At 53.5% G+C, this 19,836-nt stretch carries 14 protein-coding genes; all 14 read right to left on the bottom strand.

What is annotated here, in order from left to right; translation table 11 throughout:
* Window positions 1–83: 83 nt before the first annotated feature.
* Window positions 84–2,483 (bottom strand): type I pullulanase, encoded by a 2,400-nt coding sequence (gene pulA, locus C162_RS19360; RefSeq protein ID WP_051493710.1) that lies wholly within the window; start codon window positions 2,481–2,483, stop codon window positions 84–86.
* A gap of 328 nt (window positions 2,484–2,811) precedes the next feature.
* Window positions 2,812–4,056 (bottom strand): MFS transporter, encoded by a 1,245-nt coding sequence (locus C162_RS19355; protein ID WP_036696687.1) that lies wholly within the window; start codon window positions 4,054–4,056, stop codon window positions 2,812–2,814.
* Window positions 4,057–4,257: 201 nt separating this feature from the next.
* Window positions 4,258–5,970 (bottom strand): phosphoenolpyruvate--protein phosphotransferase, encoded by a 1,713-nt coding sequence (ptsP, locus tag C162_RS19350; protein WP_036696685.1) that lies wholly within the window; start codon window positions 5,968–5,970, stop codon window positions 4,258–4,260.
* Complete coding sequence (locus C162_RS19345) at window positions 5,963–6,238, bottom strand: HPr family phosphocarrier protein (protein WP_036696683.1); 276 nt, start codon at window positions 6,236–6,238, stop codon at window positions 5,963–5,965. Before C162_RS19345 ends, ptsP begins: the two co-directional genes overlap by 8 nt.
* A gap of 101 nt (window positions 6,239–6,339) precedes the next feature.
* A complete protein-coding gene (gene ptsG, locus C162_RS19340) occupies window positions 6,340–8,397 on the bottom strand; it encodes a glucose-specific PTS transporter subunit IIBC (RefSeq protein WP_036696680.1) in 2,058 nt (685 codons plus the stop codon).
* Between the two features lie 272 nt (window positions 8,398–8,669).
* A complete protein-coding gene (gene glcT, locus C162_RS19335; RefSeq protein WP_036696835.1) occupies window positions 8,670–9,545 on the bottom strand; it encodes a glucose PTS transporter transcription antiterminator GlcT in 876 nt (291 codons plus the stop codon).
* A 144-nt stretch (window positions 9,546–9,689) separates the two neighbouring features.
* On the bottom strand, window positions 9,690–11,309 hold the full coding sequence (locus tag C162_RS19330) for a hypothetical protein (RefSeq protein ID WP_036696677.1): 1,620 nt from the start codon (window positions 11,307–11,309) through the stop codon (window positions 9,690–9,692).
* Window positions 11,302–12,009 (bottom strand): ABC transporter ATP-binding protein, encoded by a 708-nt coding sequence (locus tag C162_RS19325; protein WP_036696674.1) that lies wholly within the window; start codon window positions 12,007–12,009, stop codon window positions 11,302–11,304. Before C162_RS19325 ends, C162_RS19330 begins: the two co-directional genes overlap by 8 nt.
* A gap of 110 nt (window positions 12,010–12,119) precedes the next feature.
* Entirely contained in the window at window positions 12,120–13,697 is a 1,578-nt protein-coding gene (locus C162_RS19320) for a flotillin family protein (protein ID WP_442792455.1), read from the bottom strand.
* A 2-nt stretch (window positions 13,698–13,699) separates the two neighbouring features.
* A complete protein-coding gene (locus C162_RS19315) occupies window positions 13,700–14,233 on the bottom strand; it encodes a hypothetical protein (RefSeq protein ID WP_036696670.1) in 534 nt (177 codons plus the stop codon).
* A gap of 178 nt (window positions 14,234–14,411) precedes the next feature.
* On the bottom strand, window positions 14,412–15,575 hold the full coding sequence (locus C162_RS19310) for an iron-containing alcohol dehydrogenase (RefSeq protein ID WP_036696667.1): 1,164 nt from the start codon (window positions 15,573–15,575) through the stop codon (window positions 14,412–14,414).
* A 423-nt stretch (window positions 15,576–15,998) separates the two neighbouring features.
* Window positions 15,999–17,582, bottom strand: a complete 1,584-nt coding sequence (locus C162_RS19305) for a UDP-glucose--hexose-1-phosphate uridylyltransferase (RefSeq protein WP_036696665.1) — start codon at window positions 17,580–17,582, stop codon at window positions 15,999–16,001.
* Between the two features lie 81 nt (window positions 17,583–17,663).
* The gene (galE, locus tag C162_RS19300; protein WP_036696662.1) at window positions 17,664–18,650 is read right to left on the bottom strand and encodes a UDP-glucose 4-epimerase GalE; all 987 of its coding nucleotides are present in this window, start codon (window positions 18,648–18,650) and stop codon (window positions 17,664–17,666) included.
* 1 nt (window position 18,651) lies between these two features.
* The gene (locus tag C162_RS19295) at window positions 18,652–19,830 is read right to left on the bottom strand and encodes a galactokinase (protein WP_036696660.1); all 1,179 of its coding nucleotides are present in this window, start codon (window positions 19,828–19,830) and stop codon (window positions 18,652–18,654) included.
* Window positions 19,831–19,836: the final 6 nt, after the last annotated feature.

Genomic DNA, 19,836 nt, shown 5'->3' with positions numbered 1-19,836 from the left:
AGGCTACTTTAATAATTCTTAGCCAAAAAGAGCTGATCGGCTCCTTCCCCCAGGGGATGGAACGAATCAGCTCTTCTAATGTTCTAGCTGGTCTGGTGCAACGGATCAGCCAGCTCTGTCCTATGCTCTGGACTACGCTCCCGAACGGTCACTTTAATAACCTGCTCCCCGCTGCCTGAGCAGTCGATGAAGCGGTCAGCGGTGCCGTCCTTCTCCTCCCAATCGTTCAGCCGGAGGATGTAGCCTATTGTGGATGTCCCCGGCAGCACTTCAATCCGTGCTACGGCATGACCTTCCTCCATGTGCTGGAAGTCCTGTTGTCCATCCTGAATGCCTGTACCCCACACCCAAAGATTCCAGCCCCGGTAATCGTCGTCCGGGCGGTCATAATGAACTTCTACAATCTTCGATCTTGGCTCAGGCTCCCCGTATTTATCATAGAGTACCATCATCGACAGTCCGGCGACCTCTACACTGCCGTTCTCCGTCTGCCGGAAGGCTTCCAGTCCGGCATGGGTATGATCGACTATGATGTTCCAGCAGCCGGAGGTCTCCGGGAGGCACTGGGTGACCGGCTCCATATTGGCATTATAGATCACCACGATATTATTCCATGTATCTCCGCCGGCGTGATCCTTCAGTCTATAGGCAACGACTCCGCCGTCACAGCGCAGGAACTCCAGACTGCGCTCAATCTCCTGGCGCCCGTGCAGGCGGAAGGCCGGATGTGTCCGGCGCAGTTCAATCAGACCTTTGTAATATTGAAATACTGCAATGAATTTGCTTTTGTTCTCCCAGCGGATCGCATTGATACAGTCCGGGCTGCGATAGCTGTTATGATCTCCGTATTTGCTGCGCAGCAGCTCATCCCCGGCATGGAGGAACGGAATTCCCTGCGAGGTCAGAATGATTCCGTTAGCCAGCAATGAACGGCGTACCGTCTCATGGTCCAGCACATTCTCGGGATCTACTCCCACATACGGATTCGCCTGCTCTAATGCGGCCTTCAGATCCCCGCCGCCCCGCAACTTGCCGCCCTCAAGCTCCGGCAGTCCGGCTTCCCCGCGAAGTCCCCGGGTAGCCAGAATTTTGTCCCACAGGTTGAGATTATCATGTGCGGTTACATAGTTCACAGTCTCTGTAGGCGCATCGGTGAATTCATGAATCGCCCCGCTCACCCCGGACGCGATCGCGCCTTCTTTGCCGTATTCCCCGGTCACGAAGCCTTTGCCCCAGCCGTCGCTGTCTCCCTTGATGGCTGCGCGAAAGTTGTCGTTGAAGACGGCGTAGCCTTTGCCGCGCTGCACGCCCTTCAGCGTCTTGGCAGCAAGCGGCGAGTCGCCGCCTGTCCACGGCTCACCGTAGAGCAGCAGCCCCGGATTAATCTCCAGCCGCAGCTCCTCGGTAATCTCGCGCATGGTCACGCTGTCCATCAGCCCCATCAGATCGAAGCGGAACCCGTCAATATGGTACTCCTTAGCCCAGTAGGACAGGGAATCCTTGATATACTTACGGACCATCGGCCGCTCTGTAGCCAGCTCATTGCCGACGCCCGAGCCGTTAGAGAGCCGGCCGCTCTGATCATGACGGTAGTAATAGTCCGGCACCAGCGGCTGGAAGGGACCCTTCTGGAAGCCATAGGTATGATTGTAGACCACATCCATAATCACCGAGATGCCGCGGCTGTGCAGCGCCTGGACCATCTCCTTGAATTCCCGGATACGGGTTAGCGGGTTAGCCGGGTCTGTGCTGTAAGAGCCTTCCGGCACATTATAGTGCTGGGGATCATAGCCCCAGTTGTAGTCTGTGAAGATGGAGGATGCCGGTTCTTCCCCTGCCTTGCCCAGCTCATCCACCGTCTGGTAATCGAACACCGGCAGCAGATGAACATGCGTGATGCCCAGCTCAGCCAGATGATCAATGCCCAGCAGATGACCTGCCTCATCACGCAGGCCAGTCTCGGTGAAGGCCTTGAACTTCCCCTTATACGTCAGACCAGAGCTAGGGTCTGACGAGAAATCGCGCACATGCAGCTCATAGATTACAGCATCTGCCGGATGCGGCAGCACCGGAGAAGCATCGTTCTCCCAGCCATCCGGGTGTGTCTCGGACAAATCCACGATGGCCGTCCGAGTTCCATTGGCCGACACAGCCGTAGCGTAAGGATCGGCCGCTTCATTAATCGACCCGTCCGCAAATACGGCGCGGTACATATAATATTTCCCCTTGAGATTACCGGGAACCTGGATCGTCCATACCCCGCCCTCAGTGCGCTCCATACTAAGAATTTTGCCGCTGTCCTTGTAATCTGTGGTCTGCGGGGTCAGCCCGTTTCCGCCTGTTGCATATAATACGAGCGACACTGTGAAGGCTGTTGGCGCCCAGACTTTGAATACACAACATTCCGCTGTGTAGATTAACCCGAGGTCATTGCCTTGATAGGTATCGATTTCTTGTTCTGCTTGTATATAATTGCTGCTCATTGCTATTCACCATCCCTACGCTCATCCGTAATACTCCCGGAGAACTATCATTCTATTACTATCAAGCTATGTCCATATTCTCTTGAACTAATACTTTGTACTTGCACAGCTCTGCAAGCGGATGACGCCGGAATTGCTACATAGGGTTCTTTATATAATATGTAACACTATGTTCACAGGTCTGGGTTAAGGGTTGAATTGTGTCACCGGATATATCCTATATCGGCATGGATCGCCGGGGATTTAAGCTAATGAAGTTATAGGTGCTAGTTAATCGAAAGTATACTTGTCCAGCGGTTCCATGACAATTGTAAAATAATCCAAAACATCAGGGCCGCTTCCGCAGCACCCTGCCGTATAACGCGATTACAGGTACCAGCAGGAAGCCCGCCGACAGCAGCGAAGCTCTGATAGAGATCCGGCTGCCGATATAACCCACAACCGGACCGCCTGCGCTCTGGCCCAGAGCATCGGACTGGCTGATCATCGACAAGAGTGTAGCCCGGTTCCGGGATGGCAGCTTCGTGTTCAGCCAGGTGGTATAGATCGGATCACTGACCGAAGCGACCACCCCCAGGAGCAGTACCGCCCCGATCGCCCAGTAGAAATTAGGCGCAAGTGCCACCATGATAATGCAGCCGGCACGTACGGATGTCAGAAGGAACAAAGCGGCCGCTACTTGACGTTCCTTTTGCAAATCAATGATTCTCCCGGCTATATAGACAGCCAGCACACCCAGCAGAGTCGTCGCCGCACTGATCAGCCCGAAGCCAGCCGCCATCGAGACTCCTATCTCTGGAAACCCGACTTCATTCATAAGAAAGACTTGCCACAGACGGTCATATCCTTCAGACGCAGCACCGCTAAATAAAGTTACAACTGTCAGCAGCAGGAGCAGCGGATGATGCCTCAGGATAGAGGCGCCGCTGACCCAGGTCTTGCCCAGCTCACGGATAGCAGAGGATTGCGGCTCACGCTTCCGGCGTTTGAACCCCGTCTCCTTCATGTACCGGATCAATAGGAACCCCAGGACGAAATAGATGACTCCACCCGCCAGAAAAGGGAGATTAGACGCAACATGGGATAATCCTACGCTGACCGCGATGCCCAGCAGGGAAGCGCTTAAGCCGAATATTTTGGAGCGCATGAAGAGTCTTCCCGTCTGCTCTTCTCCAAGCTCGTCCACAATCCATGCGGTATCCGCTCCGCTCAGGAAGGTCCAGCCGATCCCGTACAGCATCTGGGAGATCAGCAGCCAGCCGAAGGCAGGCAACAGGGAAGCCGGTTGCATGATCCAGACAATGCTTCCTTCAAGGACAAAAGCACTCCCCACAACGAACATAGCAATTATGACTGACAGCCTGCGGCTGTAGGTATCGGCGACCACCCCTGTTATTCCCTCGAACACAAGCACCGTTATCTCCAGCACCGTTCCAATCAGCACAAGCTGAAGCGGATTCAGCTTAAGGTCGACTACATAATAAATACTGTAGGTTGTAAATATCGTACTGGCCGCAAGCGACAACATAAACACATGGAACAAATAAATCTGTGAAGCACTGAATTTCTGCACAATGGTTCCACCCTCCGAAAGTAATGGACTCATTATATAAAATAACGCCCGAACGGGCGGTTCCAGATTTGCTGAAATTCAAATCACTTCACAAAAAAAAGCCCCCTGTAAAGGAGGCCGGAAAGTAGTTGGAGTTATAACCAATGCTCCTCTTACGGGGAGCAGCTAACTGCGGAATGCAGTTAACCAGAGTAGAACGAATTAATTCACGCGGGATTGCACCAGTGCGGCTACTTCCTCGGCCGTGCCGAGTTGCAGGGCCTGGGCAGCCATTTCCTTCATGTCGGCCGCAGACAGCTTGGAGATCTGACTGCGTGCTGGCAGAATAGAGGTAGCGCTCATGCTGAATTCATCGAGGCCAAGACCAAGCAGCAGAGGAATAGCCGTGGCATCCCCCGCCATTTCTCCACACATACCGGTCCATTTGCCTTCGGCGTGTGCAGCATCGATGACGATTTTGACCAGTCGCAGAATTGCCGGGTTGTATGGCTGATACAGGTAGGATACCTGTTCATTCATACGGTCCGCAGCCATTGTATATTGGATAAGGTCGTTGGTTCCGATACTGAAGAAATCCACTTCCTTGGCGAACTGATCCGCCAGTACAGCCGTTGAAGGAATCTCTACCATGATGCCCAGCTGGATGCTGCCCGATACTTCTTTGCCTTCTTCACGCAGCTTAGCCTTCTCATCCAGCAACAGATCACGGGCTGCACGGAATTCACCAAGGGTTGCAATCATCGGGAACATAATGCGCAGGTCGCCGTGGACGCTTGCTCTGAGCAAGGCACGCAGCTGGGTGCGGAAGATATCCTGACGGTCCAGACAGAGACGAATCGCACGGTAGCCGAGGAACGGGTTCATTTCCTTCGGGAGCTCCAGATAAGGCAGCTCCTTATCTCCGCCGATATCCAGCGTACGTACTACTACCGGCTTGCCTTGCATATTCTCAAGCACGGTCTTGTAGGCGTTATACTGGATTTCTTCGGAAGGCAGCTTATCGCGGCCCATATAGAGGAACTCGGTGCGGTACAGACCTACACCTTCGCCGCCGTTCTCAATAACGCCAGTCACATCATTCGGAGTCCCGATGTTGGCTGCCAGCTCTACATGCTTGCCGTCGGCAGATACCGTTGGCTCGTCGCGGAGCTTTTTCCATTCAGCAATCTGAATATCGTAAGCTTCCTGCTTCGCAGTATACTCGGCAACCTCAGCTTCCGAAGGGTTGATCAGCACATCGCCGCTCAGACCATCCACGATGACCAGGTCGCCTGCTTTGACCAGGGACATCACGTTCTTCGTGCCTACAACCGCCGGAATTTCCAAGGAACGGGCCATAATGGCCGAATGCGAAGTCCGTCCGCCGATATTGGTGGTGAAGCCTTTGACGAAATTGCGGTTAAGCTGTGCTGTATCTGATGGGGTCAGATCCAGTGCAATAACGATAACCTCTTCACTGATCTCAGCCGGGCTCACATAGTGAATACCAAGCAGATGGTTCAGTACACGCTTGGTTACGTCACGCATATCTGCTGCACGTTCCTGCAGGTAAGCGCTCTTCATGTTCTGGAACATTTCCACGAATTGAGTAGCTACTTCATTCAGTGCGTAGTCCGCATTTACCGATTCCTCACGGATTTTGTCCATTACAGGGGTAATGAGCTCAGGGTCATCAAGGATCAGCAGATGCGATTCAAAAATCTCTGCCTTCTTCTCGCCAAGCTCAGCCAAGGTGCGCTCTTTGATGGTCTGAAGTTCGCCTCTGGATTTATCCAGGGCATCATTCAGCTTCGCAAGCTCAGCGTCCACATCAGTGACCGCTGTTTTGGTAATGGTATAGTCCGGGTGTTCCAGGATAAAGGCACGGGCTACTGCAATACCTGCGGAAGCCGCGATTCCTGAAATCTTATTCATGAACTTCTCCCAGCCCTTCTTTAACCATAACCTCCTGCAGCGCGTTCAGTGCTTCTGCTTCTTCACTGCCCTCAGTAATAAGGGTCAGGGTATCTCCTGCTTCAAGGCCCAGGGACAGAACGCCCAGGATGGATTTAAGGGTAACTTTTTTGCCTTTAGCTTCTGCAAAAGCTTCAGTGCCTTTAAATTTTGTAGCTGTATTTACCAGCGCTGTTGCCGGGCGTGCGTGAATTCCGTCTTCGTCAATAATTCTGAAAGTTGTTTGCATAATAGTATCCAACTCGCTTTCTGTTCATTTTGGGGTGGTGAATTATAGTGAAGGCTTGCGCTCCCCTTCATTATAATGGAAGCGCTTCGCCATTGCACATTTTACTGAATGGTGATGATATCCTTGTCGCCGATGCTGACTCTGCCCGGCTTCTTCAAGGTCACGGAGGAGCCTTCCGGCAGGTTGGAGAAGATGACCGGTGAGATGACAGAAGGTGCATTCGCCTTCACATACTCCAGATCTACTTCCATAATCGGCTGTCCGGCAGCTACCAGATCGCCTTCCTCCACCAGAACCGTGAAGCCCTGGCCCTTAAGCTTAACGGTGTTGACCCCGATATGCACAAGGACTTCCTTGCCGCCGTCCGACATGATGCCAATGGCATGCTTACTAGGGAACACGTTGAATACCTTGCCGTATACCGGCGAAGCAATCTTGCCGTCTTCGGACAGGAAGGCGAAGCCGTCACCGGTCATTTTCTGCGAGAAGACCGCATCGGGAACCTCTGTAATATCCATCAGCTGGCCGTTTACCGGAGATACGATATCCTCAGGTATAATAGCATCACCCTGCTCGCCCGCCTGTTGTTCAAGCTCCGGCTTCGGAGCAGCAGGGGCTGCAGCCGGTGTTCTGCCGTTCATGACATCCTGAATCTGTGACTTGATCGTGTCCGAACGTGTGCCGAAGATCGCTTGTACGTTGTTACCCACTTCAAGAACACCAGAAGCACCAAGCTTCTTCAGACGGTTCTTGTCTACGCCCGCTTTGTCCTTCACTTCGACCCGCAGACGCGTGATACAAGCATCCAGATGGGTGATGTTCTCTTTGCCGCCTAGGGCGGACAAAATGTTGCGCGGAAGATCGTCGCCTGTCTTGGACACACTCTCCAAGCTAACCTCATCCTCATCCTCGGAGGCATCCTCACGGCCAGGCGTCTTCAGGTTGAACTTACGGATAACGAAGCGGAATCCGAAGTAATAAATCACGGCCAATACCAGACCTACCGGGATAACCAGCCACCAGGCGGTACGGTTCGGAATGACGCCGAACAGCACATAGTCGATGAACCCGCCGGAGAAGGTCATGCCGATTTTGACATTCAAGAGGTGCATGGTCATGAAGGAGAGTCCTGCGAATACAGCATGGACTGCGAACAGCAGCGGAGCCACGAACAGGAAAGAGAATTCCAGCGGCTCGGTGATCCCCGTCAGGAACGAGGTCAGCGCTGCGGAAACCATTAAGCTTCCGACAACCCGTCTGTTCTCAGGCTTCGACTCATGGTAGATCGCAAGAGCCGCTGCCGGAAGACCGAACATCATGAACGGATATTTACCGGTAGTAAATGTACCCGCTGTGAACTCCACACCGTCACGAAGCTGCTGCATGAAGATGCGCTGGTCACCGCGGACCAGATCGCCCGCCTTGTCAATATAGCTTCCGAATTCATACCAGAACGGTGAATAGAAGATATGGTGCAAGCCGAACGGAATCAGAGAACGCTCGATGACCCCGAAGATAAAGGCAGACAGCGTCAGGTTGGTATTAATCATACTCTGTGACACATAGTTCAGACCGTGCTGGATCGGCGGCCACACAATCGTAAGCGCAAGACCGAGCATCAGGGAGGTCACTGCCGTCATAATCGGTACGAAACGTTTACCCGCGAAGAAGCCCAGGTACGACGGCAATTCTATACGGAAGAACCTTTTGTACATGGATGCAGCCAGGATCCCGACCAGGATACCACCGAATACCCCAGTCTGCAATGTGGGAATCCCCAGCACACTGGAATACGAGAAATCCTTCCAAGTCAGCACGTAAGCATTGACGCCAACTACCGTACCCATGGTTACATTCATCACCAGGAAGCCGATAATCGCTGCAAGCCCGGCTACGCCCTCTCCTCCGGCCAGCCCGATGGCTACGCCGACTGCAAAGAGCAGAGATAGGTTATCAAATACGATTTGCCCGGAGTTCATCAGTACTGTGGCTATCGCCTGAACAATATGATTCTCCAGTGCAGGCACATATTGCAGGAAGTCCGGGTTAACCAGCATATTCCCGATTCCAAGCAGCAGGCCCGCCGCAGGCAGAATGGCAACTGGCAGCATAAGCGCCTTACCGACTCTCTGCAGAACGCCAAATAATTTTTTAAACATTCGGGTCACTTCCTAATCGTTAATTTCTGTCAACAGAAGCCAAAAAAGGCATGAGCAATACAGTACGCAGTTTGCCCGGCTAACGCTAACGTTAGAGTACCCCGAGATGGGGCTGGACAACCATAATACTGTAAATCACTCATGCCTGATCGTATCAGTTACACGTTTGTATTCTGTTGTATTTCATAACAGGGATCATTGTAGCACCATTGATTTGAAGTTGCAACCCCTAAAATCGGCCATATAGCATGAAACATATATATTCTTATATCTTAAAGCTTCTCCGGCGGTTCCAGCTCCGTCTCATCTTCTTTCTTCTGGGCAATACGCTGCAGATGAATCGTCAGATAGCTGACCTCGGCCGGATATACCGGGATACGCACACGCTGCTCAATTACCTTCGTGAGCTTCCAGGCAAGCATGTACATCTCGGGGTACTCCCGCTTCATTAGTCCATCCAGGGATGAGGTCTCGCGCACAGTCTCTCCCCGGCGCAGACGTTCCAGAACGAACCGCAAATGGGTCACCAGCCTTGAATAGTCCAGCGAATCCCGCGGAATACGGTATTCCAGATTATCCTCCACCAGCCCCACCAGATCCCCAATTAGCTGGGAATGCTGCTTCACCTCGGAGATATGGCGATTGCTAAGCGCACTGACAATATGCAGAGCTACGAAGCCGATCTCATCCGGCGGCAGCGTCACCTTCATCGCCTCATTGATCCGCTCCACCGCATATTCCGCCAGACTGTATTCCTCCGGATAAATCTCCCGGGTCTCGTACAGAAACGGATTATGAATAGCCATATGCTGCTCGCTTCTGCGGATCGCGAAGGATATATGGTCGGTAAGGGCAATATGGATATGCTCATTCAGCGTCTGTCGGCTGCTCTGCATAATGTGCAGCACAATCTCCTGAACCACCTCAATCAGCTTCTCGTCTACCTGCGGCACCAGCTGCTTGTATTGCTCCTGCTCCTCCTGGCTGCGCAGGATGAACATCTTCTCTACAGAGGACAGATTGATCCGGTCCCGCGTTTTACGGTTGAAGCCGATCCCCTTGCCGATCACCACAACCTCGGCATACTGGGGATGCTCGGCAATGATCACGTTATTATTAAGCACCTTGCCCACGGTAATGCTGCTCACTGACGACACCTCTTTTAATTCCGAATCCTGATCCATTCCAGCAGCACGATACATGGTTCAACGTGTGATTCGTTACTTAAGCTCCTATCATAACATCAAGAATCTCAAATTAGAAGTGTGTTGCAAGCGGACTCAAGGCTCATTTCATTTCACCCGAAACGTCCGGCCTGAGAACCTGTACACCATAATCAGGGCAGCCAGCATATACACCACAGCAGAGAGTACTACAATCATAGCAAACATTCCAAGCTCACTCTTGAACTGCATCGCGATGAATCCTACCCCCAGCACCACACTGTTCACAATCGTGAAGAACGGATTCTTCACATTGAGCTCTGTGCTATAGGGCTGGAAGATATAGTACATGAACAAATGATGCACCGAGAAGAACAGTGACAGCGCCACAATCGTCACGCAAAAGAGTACAGCATCCCCCGCGCCCCAGCTCTCTGCTGACAGCAGCAGCAGCAAGTTCACCGCCAGGCAGATCGCAGCAGCCGGGATCAGATTAAGCATGCTGATACGCAGCAGCCTGATGCGGAAGTTGCTTAGAATCGCCGATTGTTCACGGTAGAATCCGTAGCGCAGCAGGCTGAGATCACAGTTATAGAACATCGCCTTGCAGAGGCGTTCGCCAATGGACGTATAGTTCATAATGATCAGGAAGGTCGGCAATGCGGTAATCAGATAATGAGTCAGTTTGGTAAAAGCGGTCTGGGACAACAGCATCGTCAGCAAAGCAGCTACAAAGAGCGAGCCAATGATAACCAGCCTGCGCTCTATCGGACTGGTGATCAGCCGGCGGTGACGCGAGAAAAAGATGGCATTCAGGTAAGCATACCCGCTTTTCCCCTCGAATTGGCCATGATTCAGTTGTTCCGCCGAGTAGTGCTGATCTTGGGTGGCCACATCCTTAACCCTTGCCTCTTTCATCATCCGGCCCATGTCGAGCAGCGGATCATCGATTTTGGTGACGGCATCGACGGCATTCGTATAGTCCTTATAACGGGCGATATAGACCGCGCTTAAGGTTCCCAGCACCAATACGCTTAGCACCACAGGCAAATTGAACAGCATTCCTCTCTCTACTACCGCAAATCCGGGGAGCAGCGGAAGATAGGCCAGCAGATATCCAGCGCCGATGGCGGTCCAGATCCAGCTTGTTTTTTTGACAATAACAATGCCGTAGCGGTCAAACACCCACAGATGCAGCGCCTCGCAAGCCGTACGCCAGAACGTCAGCAGCAGCGTAAGAACCGCCCCATGCCACAGCGGAGCACCGAGAAGACTCCCGAAGACCAGCATCGCCGGAATAAAAGTAACCAGAAAGCTGATCCCGCGTAAGGTCAGTGTGGTCCGCATATACCGCTCTGCCGGCAGCCTCATCAGCTTCACGAATATGTATTTATCCCGCTTCGGCTCCAGAATAACTGCGCTGGAAACTCCGGACGTGAAGAAGCTAATACACAGCAGCATCTGCAAATAAAGCTGGTATTGTACCGAAAGGGTTAAGGATATATCTTGTCCTATCAGCTTCACTGGAAGAAAGATCATTATGCCCAGATAAGTGAACTTCGTCACAAAGGCCATAAGGACCTTCAAGATATGCACGATAACAGATAAGGTCTGCTTCAGCTTGGTCTCCGAATAGACCGTGGCCGGGATCAGCTTGCCCAGCACTGGGAGCTTACGGATATAGAACATCAGCCGGTTGGCGCCGGACATCCCCCGTACTTCCAGAATCGCCTTCAGCGTCCTAATCATGATCCTCATCCTTCAACAGGGCAATAATCTGCTCTTCAAATTCCGGACTGTGCAGGGTCTCCGCCGGAATCTCGCGCAGCGTGCCATTATTCAGAATAACCAGCTCATCGCAGAGATCGGCTGCCAGCTGCAGAATATGAGTGGAGAAAATAATGATATGATCCCGCTTCATCTCCCGCAGCAGCTTCTTGATCTCCAGCGCCACTACCACATCGAAAGAGGTTAACGGCTCATCGAGCAGGATCAGCGGCGGGCGGGAAATGATAAAGCACAGCATCTGAATTTTGTTCTTCATCCCGTGGGAATAGCCTTTGATCAGACGGTGTCTGTCCGCCTCCTCGAAACGGATGATATCGAAATACTCCTCGATGGTCCGGTCCGCTTGTATCTTCCCCTTATTGATGTCCATGTAGAATTTCACAAACTCATAACCGGTCAGGAAGTCAGGCAGAATCGGCAAGGAGAATACGTAGCCGATCTCTTCCTCAAGCAGCGGAAGACTCACCTCATCTCTGCGCAGAAAAGCGCCGCCGCTATCCATTTGGATCTCCCCGCTAAGGCAGTTGAATAACGAGGTCTTTCCCGCACCGTTGCGGCCGAGCAAGCCGTATATCTTGCCCTGCTCAAAGGTAAAATCAATCCCCTTCAGCACCTCCCTGCCGTCAAAGCTCTTGCGTATATTATCCAGTATAAGCTCCATACCTGCCTCCGTTTCAGCGCGAATGATAGGGAAATCTCTGTTGCGCGGCTCATATTAAAAAAGGTACGGCCGGCGGTTATTGCTGCCTGCCATACCTTGGTGATTTGCTCTTATCCTTCAGGATGTTCCGAAGGTTGTACCGGAGTGACCGGTGCAGCCGGTGCTGGTCTGGTGACGACAGAGGTTATGGGTGCTGCTGTGTGTTTGACAACCTCATTCTTATCAGACTTGCCCTTGGTCAGCCCTTTGATCAGCGCCTCGACATCAATTCCGGACACGCTCTTCAGCATCTCAGGGGCTGTGGACATCAGTTGGGTCACATAATTACTGACACGTGCAGCTCCTTCACCGTTGCCGGTATCCACCACAGTCAGCTTGTCGATAGACGCCAGCGGCTCGGCAATCTTCCCGGCCAGCTCAGGCAGCATTTTGACGATAATATCGAGAACCGCCGCTTCCCCGAATTTCTGGAAGGCTTCTGCCAGCTTCTCCTTGGCTTCCGCTTCGGCCAGACCGCGCAGACGGATAACCTCGGACTCTGCTTTACCTTTGGCCAGCTCTGCATCCGCAATTGCCTGACCTTCCAGACGCTTCTGCTCGGAGGTTGCCTTAGCCTGAGTCTCAATACTGTACTGCACGGCATCGGCTTCACGCATGCGCTTGGCCTTGTCGGCTTCCGCCGCCTGCTCTACCGCATAACGGTCTGCTTCCGCTTTCTTCTTCACTTCAGCGTCATACTGCTTCTCGCGTACCTGGATTTCCTTGGCCTGGATATCGATTTCGCGTTCCTTGCGGACCAGCTCAACCTTCATCTGCTCTTCCACCACGGTCTGCTTGGCACGCGCCTCCTGAATGTGGTACGCCTGGTCGGCTTCCGCCTTGGCGGTATCCTGGTCACGCTTGAACGCGGCTACCTTGAGCTGATTCTCCTTCGAAGCTTCGGCAATATTGGTATCACGCAGCAGCTCCGCCTTCTGCCCCTGCTCCTCGGCATTGGCCTTCTGAATCCGCGCGTCACGGACAGCTTCCGCTTCGGCAATCTCCGCATCACGCTTCACTGCGGCAATCCGCGGTTTACCCAGCGCTTCCAGGTATCCGTGCTTATCACGTACATCCTTGATGGTAAAAGAGACAATCTGGAGTCCCATCTTCTTGAGGTCACGGGCGGCAACACCCTGAACCTCCTGGGCGAAACGGTCGCGGTTACGGTAGACCTCTTCTACGGTCATCGTACCGAGGATCGCCCGCAGATGTCCTTCCAGCACTTCCTGCGCTTCACTCTTCAGGGATTCAATCGGCTTGCCCATGAACTGCTCGGCTGCCGTTGCCACATCTTCCGTGGAGCTGCCTACCTTGATGATGGCGACCCCGTCGGCAATGACCGGCACGCCTTGCTCCGTATAGACCTCCGGGGTCGTCACATCGAGCTTGTGGGAGAGCAGAGACATGAACTCCGCCTTCTGGAAGACGGGCAAAATGAATGCACCGCCGCCGCGGACGATTTTGATTTTGCGGCCGGAGCCGTCATCTGATATATGATTGTTGCCCAGGAAGGAACCGGTGACAATCATGCCTTCATCCGGGCCAACCGTCTTGTAACGCGCCCAGAAGGCGAGTCCGAGAACAAGCAGTACAGCGATTACTATCGCAGGTATAAATAGGGATTCAGGAATATTTTCTAGATTCATCATCAATCCACTCCTTTTCTCTCTTCGAATTCAGACACAAGTGCTACACCTTCACGTACCTCAACTACTACAACCTTGATCCCGGCCGGCAGTGCATGCTGCTCGAAGCTGGCCGCCGTATGCAGGCTGTTGCCTGCACCGAACTTCACCATAATCTCACCGTAGCCCACGCCGGGGACCGGGACGGTAACCTCACCGATTCTCCCCGGCAGTTCACTCATGGAGAAGCCGTTCGACATTTCGCTGTTCCTCATTGGCTTCACCACCACCAAATGCATCAATACGCCCATGAATGCCGCAACCAGCAGGGACAAGGCAAGAATCACGCCATCTTCCAGTCTGCTGTAGCGGTTAAGCAGCATACCTGCTCCACCGAATACAGTTATCCCTCCTGCCAATAGGGTAGGATTCAGGAAATCAAAGGATACGATGTCAAAAATCCCGTCCAGAGCACTCCCAATCAGGTCGCCTACCACTACACTGACTACAGCAAAAAGAATGCCCAGCGCCAAACAGCCCAAATACAGCGTTTGCATGTTAGTCTCCTCCCGTCATTACTTCCGGACTGTCATACTAGGTTAAACGCAACTGCCATGCCCTTGGTTTCACAAAGTTGGGTATTGCTCTCATTAATGTATGCCGGGAGCGGGAAAATTAACAGACAAAAGAAGCCGCCCCCGTAGATGGGGAGCGGCTTTACTATCGATGGCTAGCTTACAAAGCCAGCTTATAAATTTCAACAACGTCCTGACGCTCCAGCTTGCGGAAGTTGCCGAACGGGCCGAAGCGGACCGCCTTGTCAGCCATACTGCCGATTTCGCTGTCGTCGATATCATAATCGCCGAGAGTCTTCGGAGCACCAATGGAATCCCAGAAGCTGCGGAGCGCTTCAATGCCTTCGAGGCCGGTCTGCTCATCGGTCTTGCCGGCAGGGTCAATACCGAACACGTTCACAGCCAGCTGGCGGAAGCGGGCAGGATTCGTGCTGAGGTTATATCTCATCCACTGCGGGAAGAGAATCGCCAGGCCGCCGCCGTGGGGAATATCATACACAGCGGATACGGCATGCTCAATGTTGTGCGTAGCCCAGTCACCGGCAAAGCCCATACTGACCATTCCATTCAGCGCCATCGTCCCGCAATACATAATGGTCTCGCGCAGCTCGTAGTTGTTCAGATCCTCAATCAGCTTAGGAGCCGTCTCAATCACGGTGCGAAGCAGACTCTCCAGGAAGCCGTCCTGTAAAGGCGTATTGCTGTCAGTATGGAAATAATGCTCCAGCGTATGGGACATGATGTCCACCATACCGTACACTGTCTGGTCGCGCGGCAGAGAGAAGGTGTTCTCCGGGTCAAGGATCGAGAAGGCCGGATAGGCATGGATGCTGCCCCAGCCCATTTTCTCCTTGGTCACTTCATTGGTGATCACCGAGCCGTTGTTCATTTCCGAGCCGGTCGCTGCCATTGTCAGTACGGTTCCCAGCGGAAGTGCACCTTGAGGAGCGGCCTTGCGTTCTACAAAGTCCCACATATCCCCTTCATATTTTGCCCCGACAGCCACTGCCTTGGCACAATCCAGCACGCTGCCGCCGCCGACGGCAAGAATCAGGTCAATGTGATGCTCATGGCACAACGCTACACCTTTATGTACCGTCGAGAGACGCGGATTCGGCTCCACTCCGGCAAGCTCGGTAACTACGGCTGAAGCCGCAGCCAGCTCAGCAATGACGTTGTCGTACAGGCCGCTGCGCTTAATACTGCCGCCGCCGTACATCAGCAGTACGTTCTTACCGTATTTCGGCACCTCGGTACGGAGTGACTGCAATGTTCCCTGTCCGAAAATAAGCTTGGTAGGGTTATAAAATTCAAACTTGCGCATATGGGTAAACCTCCATGAGTATGTGAATGTGAAGCACTTGTCTATTATAGTCCTACTGCTTGGCGCATTCAAATCGAGCCGGACCGAGACAGCAAACCTTACTCCTCTACCCGTAAGTTGGACTGAGATTCCGTTATGTTGGCAAATTTGATCAAATGACAGGATATACGGACTGAGATTCCGTTAAGCGTCCTGATATCCGTCATTTTGCGCTCAAATGAACAAGATTAGCGCTTCTCACTCCGCTTCATCATTATTTATTAGTTTCTGAGGGATACAACGTCTTCTCAGTCCGTTTCACCCGCAGGCTTCAGTAATTAACCCACAATAGAGAGGAATATCCTCATTTCCCAATGATAAAAAATGCCCCCGCCAGATCCGGCAGGGACAGTACATTTTGCAAACATTAAGTTAAGTAAGGTCTCAGTTAAAACCGCTGCTGTTCAAGAACCGGCGGAAGGCCGCCTGCCCTTCCGGCGTGCGTTTGTAGACTCCGGCATGTTCCAGAATGTGAGTGAACTTCGTACCCACTTCATTCTGAATGGTCTTTACCGCTTCTTCGCGGTTCAGGGAGGTGCCGAAGCGGCTTACCAGTTCGGTAATCCAGGAAGTGTGCAGCGCCAGCGGATGCTCCTGGCCCTTGCTCTGGACATCTCCGAGAAGCGCGGTATCGCCTGCCAATATGCCAGCGATGGCGTCAAGCTCTTCCTTGAGCCGTCCCGGCAGAATCGCCAGACCCATCACCTCAATGAGGCCGATGTTCTCCTTCTTGATATGGTGCATCTCCCGGTGCGGGTGGAAGATCCCTTCGGGATATTCTTCGCTGGTCCGGTTGTTGCGCAGCACCAGATCCATCTCGTAGCCGCCGTCCTCTGCCCGGCGCACGATAGGGGTGACGGTATTATGCGGCACGCGCTCTCCATCCTCTTCACTGAATGCCAGCACTTCGGCGGAGGGATCGCTGTACGTCTTCCAGGATTCGTAGATATGGTTGCCTGCCTCCAGCAGCACCGCCGGATCTTCGGCATGCATCCGCAGCACGGACATCGGCCACTTCACAGTGCTTAAGCTGACACCGGGATATGAGGCATGTGTGAAGGTATCCTCTTTGGGTGCCTTCTGGATCGGGAACGTATGCCGTCCGCCCTGGAAGTGGTCATGCGTCAGAATGGAGCCGCCGACAATCGGCAGATCGGCATTCGAGCCAATGAAATAATGCGGGAAGGCTTCCACGAAGCTAAGCAGACGCTTCAGCGTATCCTTCGTCAGCTTCATCGGCACATGATCATGGTGGAACACGATGCAATGCTCGTTATAGTAGACATAAGGCGAGTACTGGAAGAACCACTTCTCGCTGTTCATCGTGAGCGGGATCACGCGCAGGTTCTGACGCGGCGGGTGATTGACCCGTCCGGCATAGCCGACGTTCTCGCGGCAGAGCTGGCACTTCGGATAGACCGGAGGAGGAAGCAGCCGGGCCATGGCGATTTCCTTCGGGCTTTTCTCCGGCTTGGAGAGGTTGATCGTCATCTCAATATCCCCGTACGGCGACTCCTGAAGCCAATACACATTCTTCGCTACACGGTCCATACGGATATAGTTAGAATCAATGCTCAGCTTATAAAAGCGGTCCGTTGCCGCCTGCACGCCCTGCTCCGCCCGGATCGCGGCGAACTCCGCATTCACCTCAGACGGGCGGGCCATGAGCAGGCCCATAATCTTGGCATCCAGCAGGTCGCGGTACGTATCCGTATTCTCCGGGATCAGCCCAAGACTGAACCCGTAATCAATCAGCTGGTCCAGCGGGGCCTGCGGGCTGTCCAGCGGACCTTCAGTGAACTCACCGGGATACGGCTCGCTGAAGCCGAACTGGTCCAGTAGTTCATTACGGCTGTAATCCACATCTGCGGGCTGGATAAGTCCCGTATGTCCGGCAAACAGAACCAGCTGTTCAATCGCATACAGCGCCTTCTCAGCGGCAGCAGCCGTACTATTATCGTTCTGCATTTCATTTCTCCTTCTATGGTGCCTTATGCGGCGCTTTACATTCTGTCTATTTCACCTTCGGGCAATAATTAGCCCTGCTGCTTACTCCCCGTACCCTTGCGGATTGGCGGAGTGCCAGCTCCAAGCGCTCTGAATAATGCCTTCCAGATCGGCATGCTGCGGGTCCCAGCCCAGAACCTTCCGGGCTTTGTCAGAGGAAGCGACGAGCACTGCCGGATCTCCGGCGCGGCGGTCCTGAACCACAACCGGAATATCCAGGCCGGTAACCTTCTTCGCAGTCTCAATGACCTGCTTCACAGAGAAGCCCAGGCCGTTGCCAAGGTTGAAGATATTGCTCGCACTGCCGCTGCGCAGATAAGTTACTGCACGGACATGCGCATCCGCCAGATCGCTGACATGGATGTAGTCGCGTACGCAGGTTCCGTCCTCTGTCGGATAGTCTTCCCCGAACACAGCGATATTCTCGCGCTGCTTCAGCGCAGCCTGGAGCACCAGCGGAATCAGGTGGCTCTCCGGACGGTGGTCTTCGCCGATCTTGCCGCTGGCGTGTGCGCCTGCAGCATTGAAGTAGCGCAGCGCTACGTATTTGATGCCGAGCACTTTGTCGAACCAGGCCATCATGCGTTCCATGGTCAGCTTGGTCTCGCCGTAGACATTCGCAGGCTCGGTACGGTCGGTCTCTTCGATAGGCACCTTTTCCGGTTCGCCGTAGGTGGCGGCAGTGGAGGAGAAGACGATTTTATCCACACCGGCATGCTGCATGGCTTCGAGAAGACACTGCGTTCCATAGACATTGTTATCGTAGTATTTAACCGGGTCCTTCATGCTCTCGCCCACCAGGGAGCTGGCTGCGAAGTGAATTACCGCTTCGATCTCATTCTCGGAGAACAGCTTCGCCAGCAGCGCCTTGTCGCGCAGGTCACCCTCGTACAGCTTGCCGCCCAGCAGCGCCTCCCGGTGCCCTGTCAGCAGATTGTCAATCACCACAACCTCTTCCCCGCGGTCCAGCAGCTCTGCTACTGTGTGTGAACCGATGTATCCTGCGCCGCCCGTTACCAGAATCGCCATCTTATTTCACTCCTTTCAATTCTTCCACGCCGTTGCCGATGCCGCATACATAGAATTCGCCGGTCAGACCGGTTCTGTTCTTGTAGGCTTCCCCAACTTCCGTTATGAACCGCTGCACATCATCCTCGTGTACCAGCGATACCGTACATCCCCCGAATCCTGCGCCGGTCATCCGTGAGCCCAGTGTGCCCGGAATGCGCTGCGCTTCTTCCACCATCACATCCAGCTCCTCGCAGCTGACTTCATAGAGGTCGCGGAGGGAGACATGGGAGTCATTCATGTACAGGCCGAACTGCTTCAGATCATTGTTCTTCAGCACCTCCACGGAGTCAAGCACACGCTGATTCTCCTCTACCACATGGCGGGCCCGGCGCTTTACAGTTTCATCCGTAATTTTGTCCTGCAAAAGCTCGAACTGCTCTGGCTTCACCTCAGCCAGATAGGACAGGGATGGAACCTCCTGCTTCAGAATAGCGAGCGCCTCTTCACATTGGCTGCGGCGCTCATTATACTTCGAGTCCACCAGGCCGCGCTTCTTGTTCGTGTTGCCGATGACCAGCTTATAGCTGCCCGTCACGAAAGGTACGAGGCTGTATTCCAGCGTATCGCACATCAGCAGGATGGCCTGGTCGCGCTTGCCGTTGGCCACAGCGAACTGGTCCATGATCCCGGAGTTCACGCCGACATACTGGTTCTCCGCGCGCTGGGACAGCAGAGCGATCTCCACCGTATCTGTGTCACCGCCAAGCAGCGTCAGGAAGGCGAAGCCGGTCACTACCTCAATCGAAGCGGAAGAGGACAAGCCCGAGCCGTTAGGAATCTCACCATGGAACAAAAGATCGTAGCCCCCGGATACCGGGTGACCCTTCTTAGCCAGCTCCACCATTACGCCGACCGGATAGTCCACCCATTCGCCGGTCTTGGCTGCACCGATGTCACTGAAATCGATGGAAGCTTCATAAGGGAAATTCGTGGATGCGAATTGAACCTTGCCGTCTGTACGCGGGCGCACGATCAGGGTGGTTCCGAAGTCCAGGGCTGCCGGGAAAACATAACCTCCGTTGTAATCCAGATGCTCTCCGATCAGATTCACGCGGCCCGGTGCGTAGAATACCCGCGCGGCTTCCCCGCTCTCCCCGTACTTCTTGATAAATGTACTGTTAAGTTCCTGTATGCTCATTATTGA

Origin of the sequence: Paenibacillus sp. FSL R7-269, assembly GCF_000517865.1 — a bacterium.
In the GTDB taxonomy this organism is placed as follows: domain Bacteria; phylum Bacillota; class Bacilli; order Paenibacillales; family Paenibacillaceae; genus Paenibacillus_AQ.
Note: the sequence above shows the minus strand (reverse complement) of the source record. Positions and strands in the feature narration are given on the sequence as shown.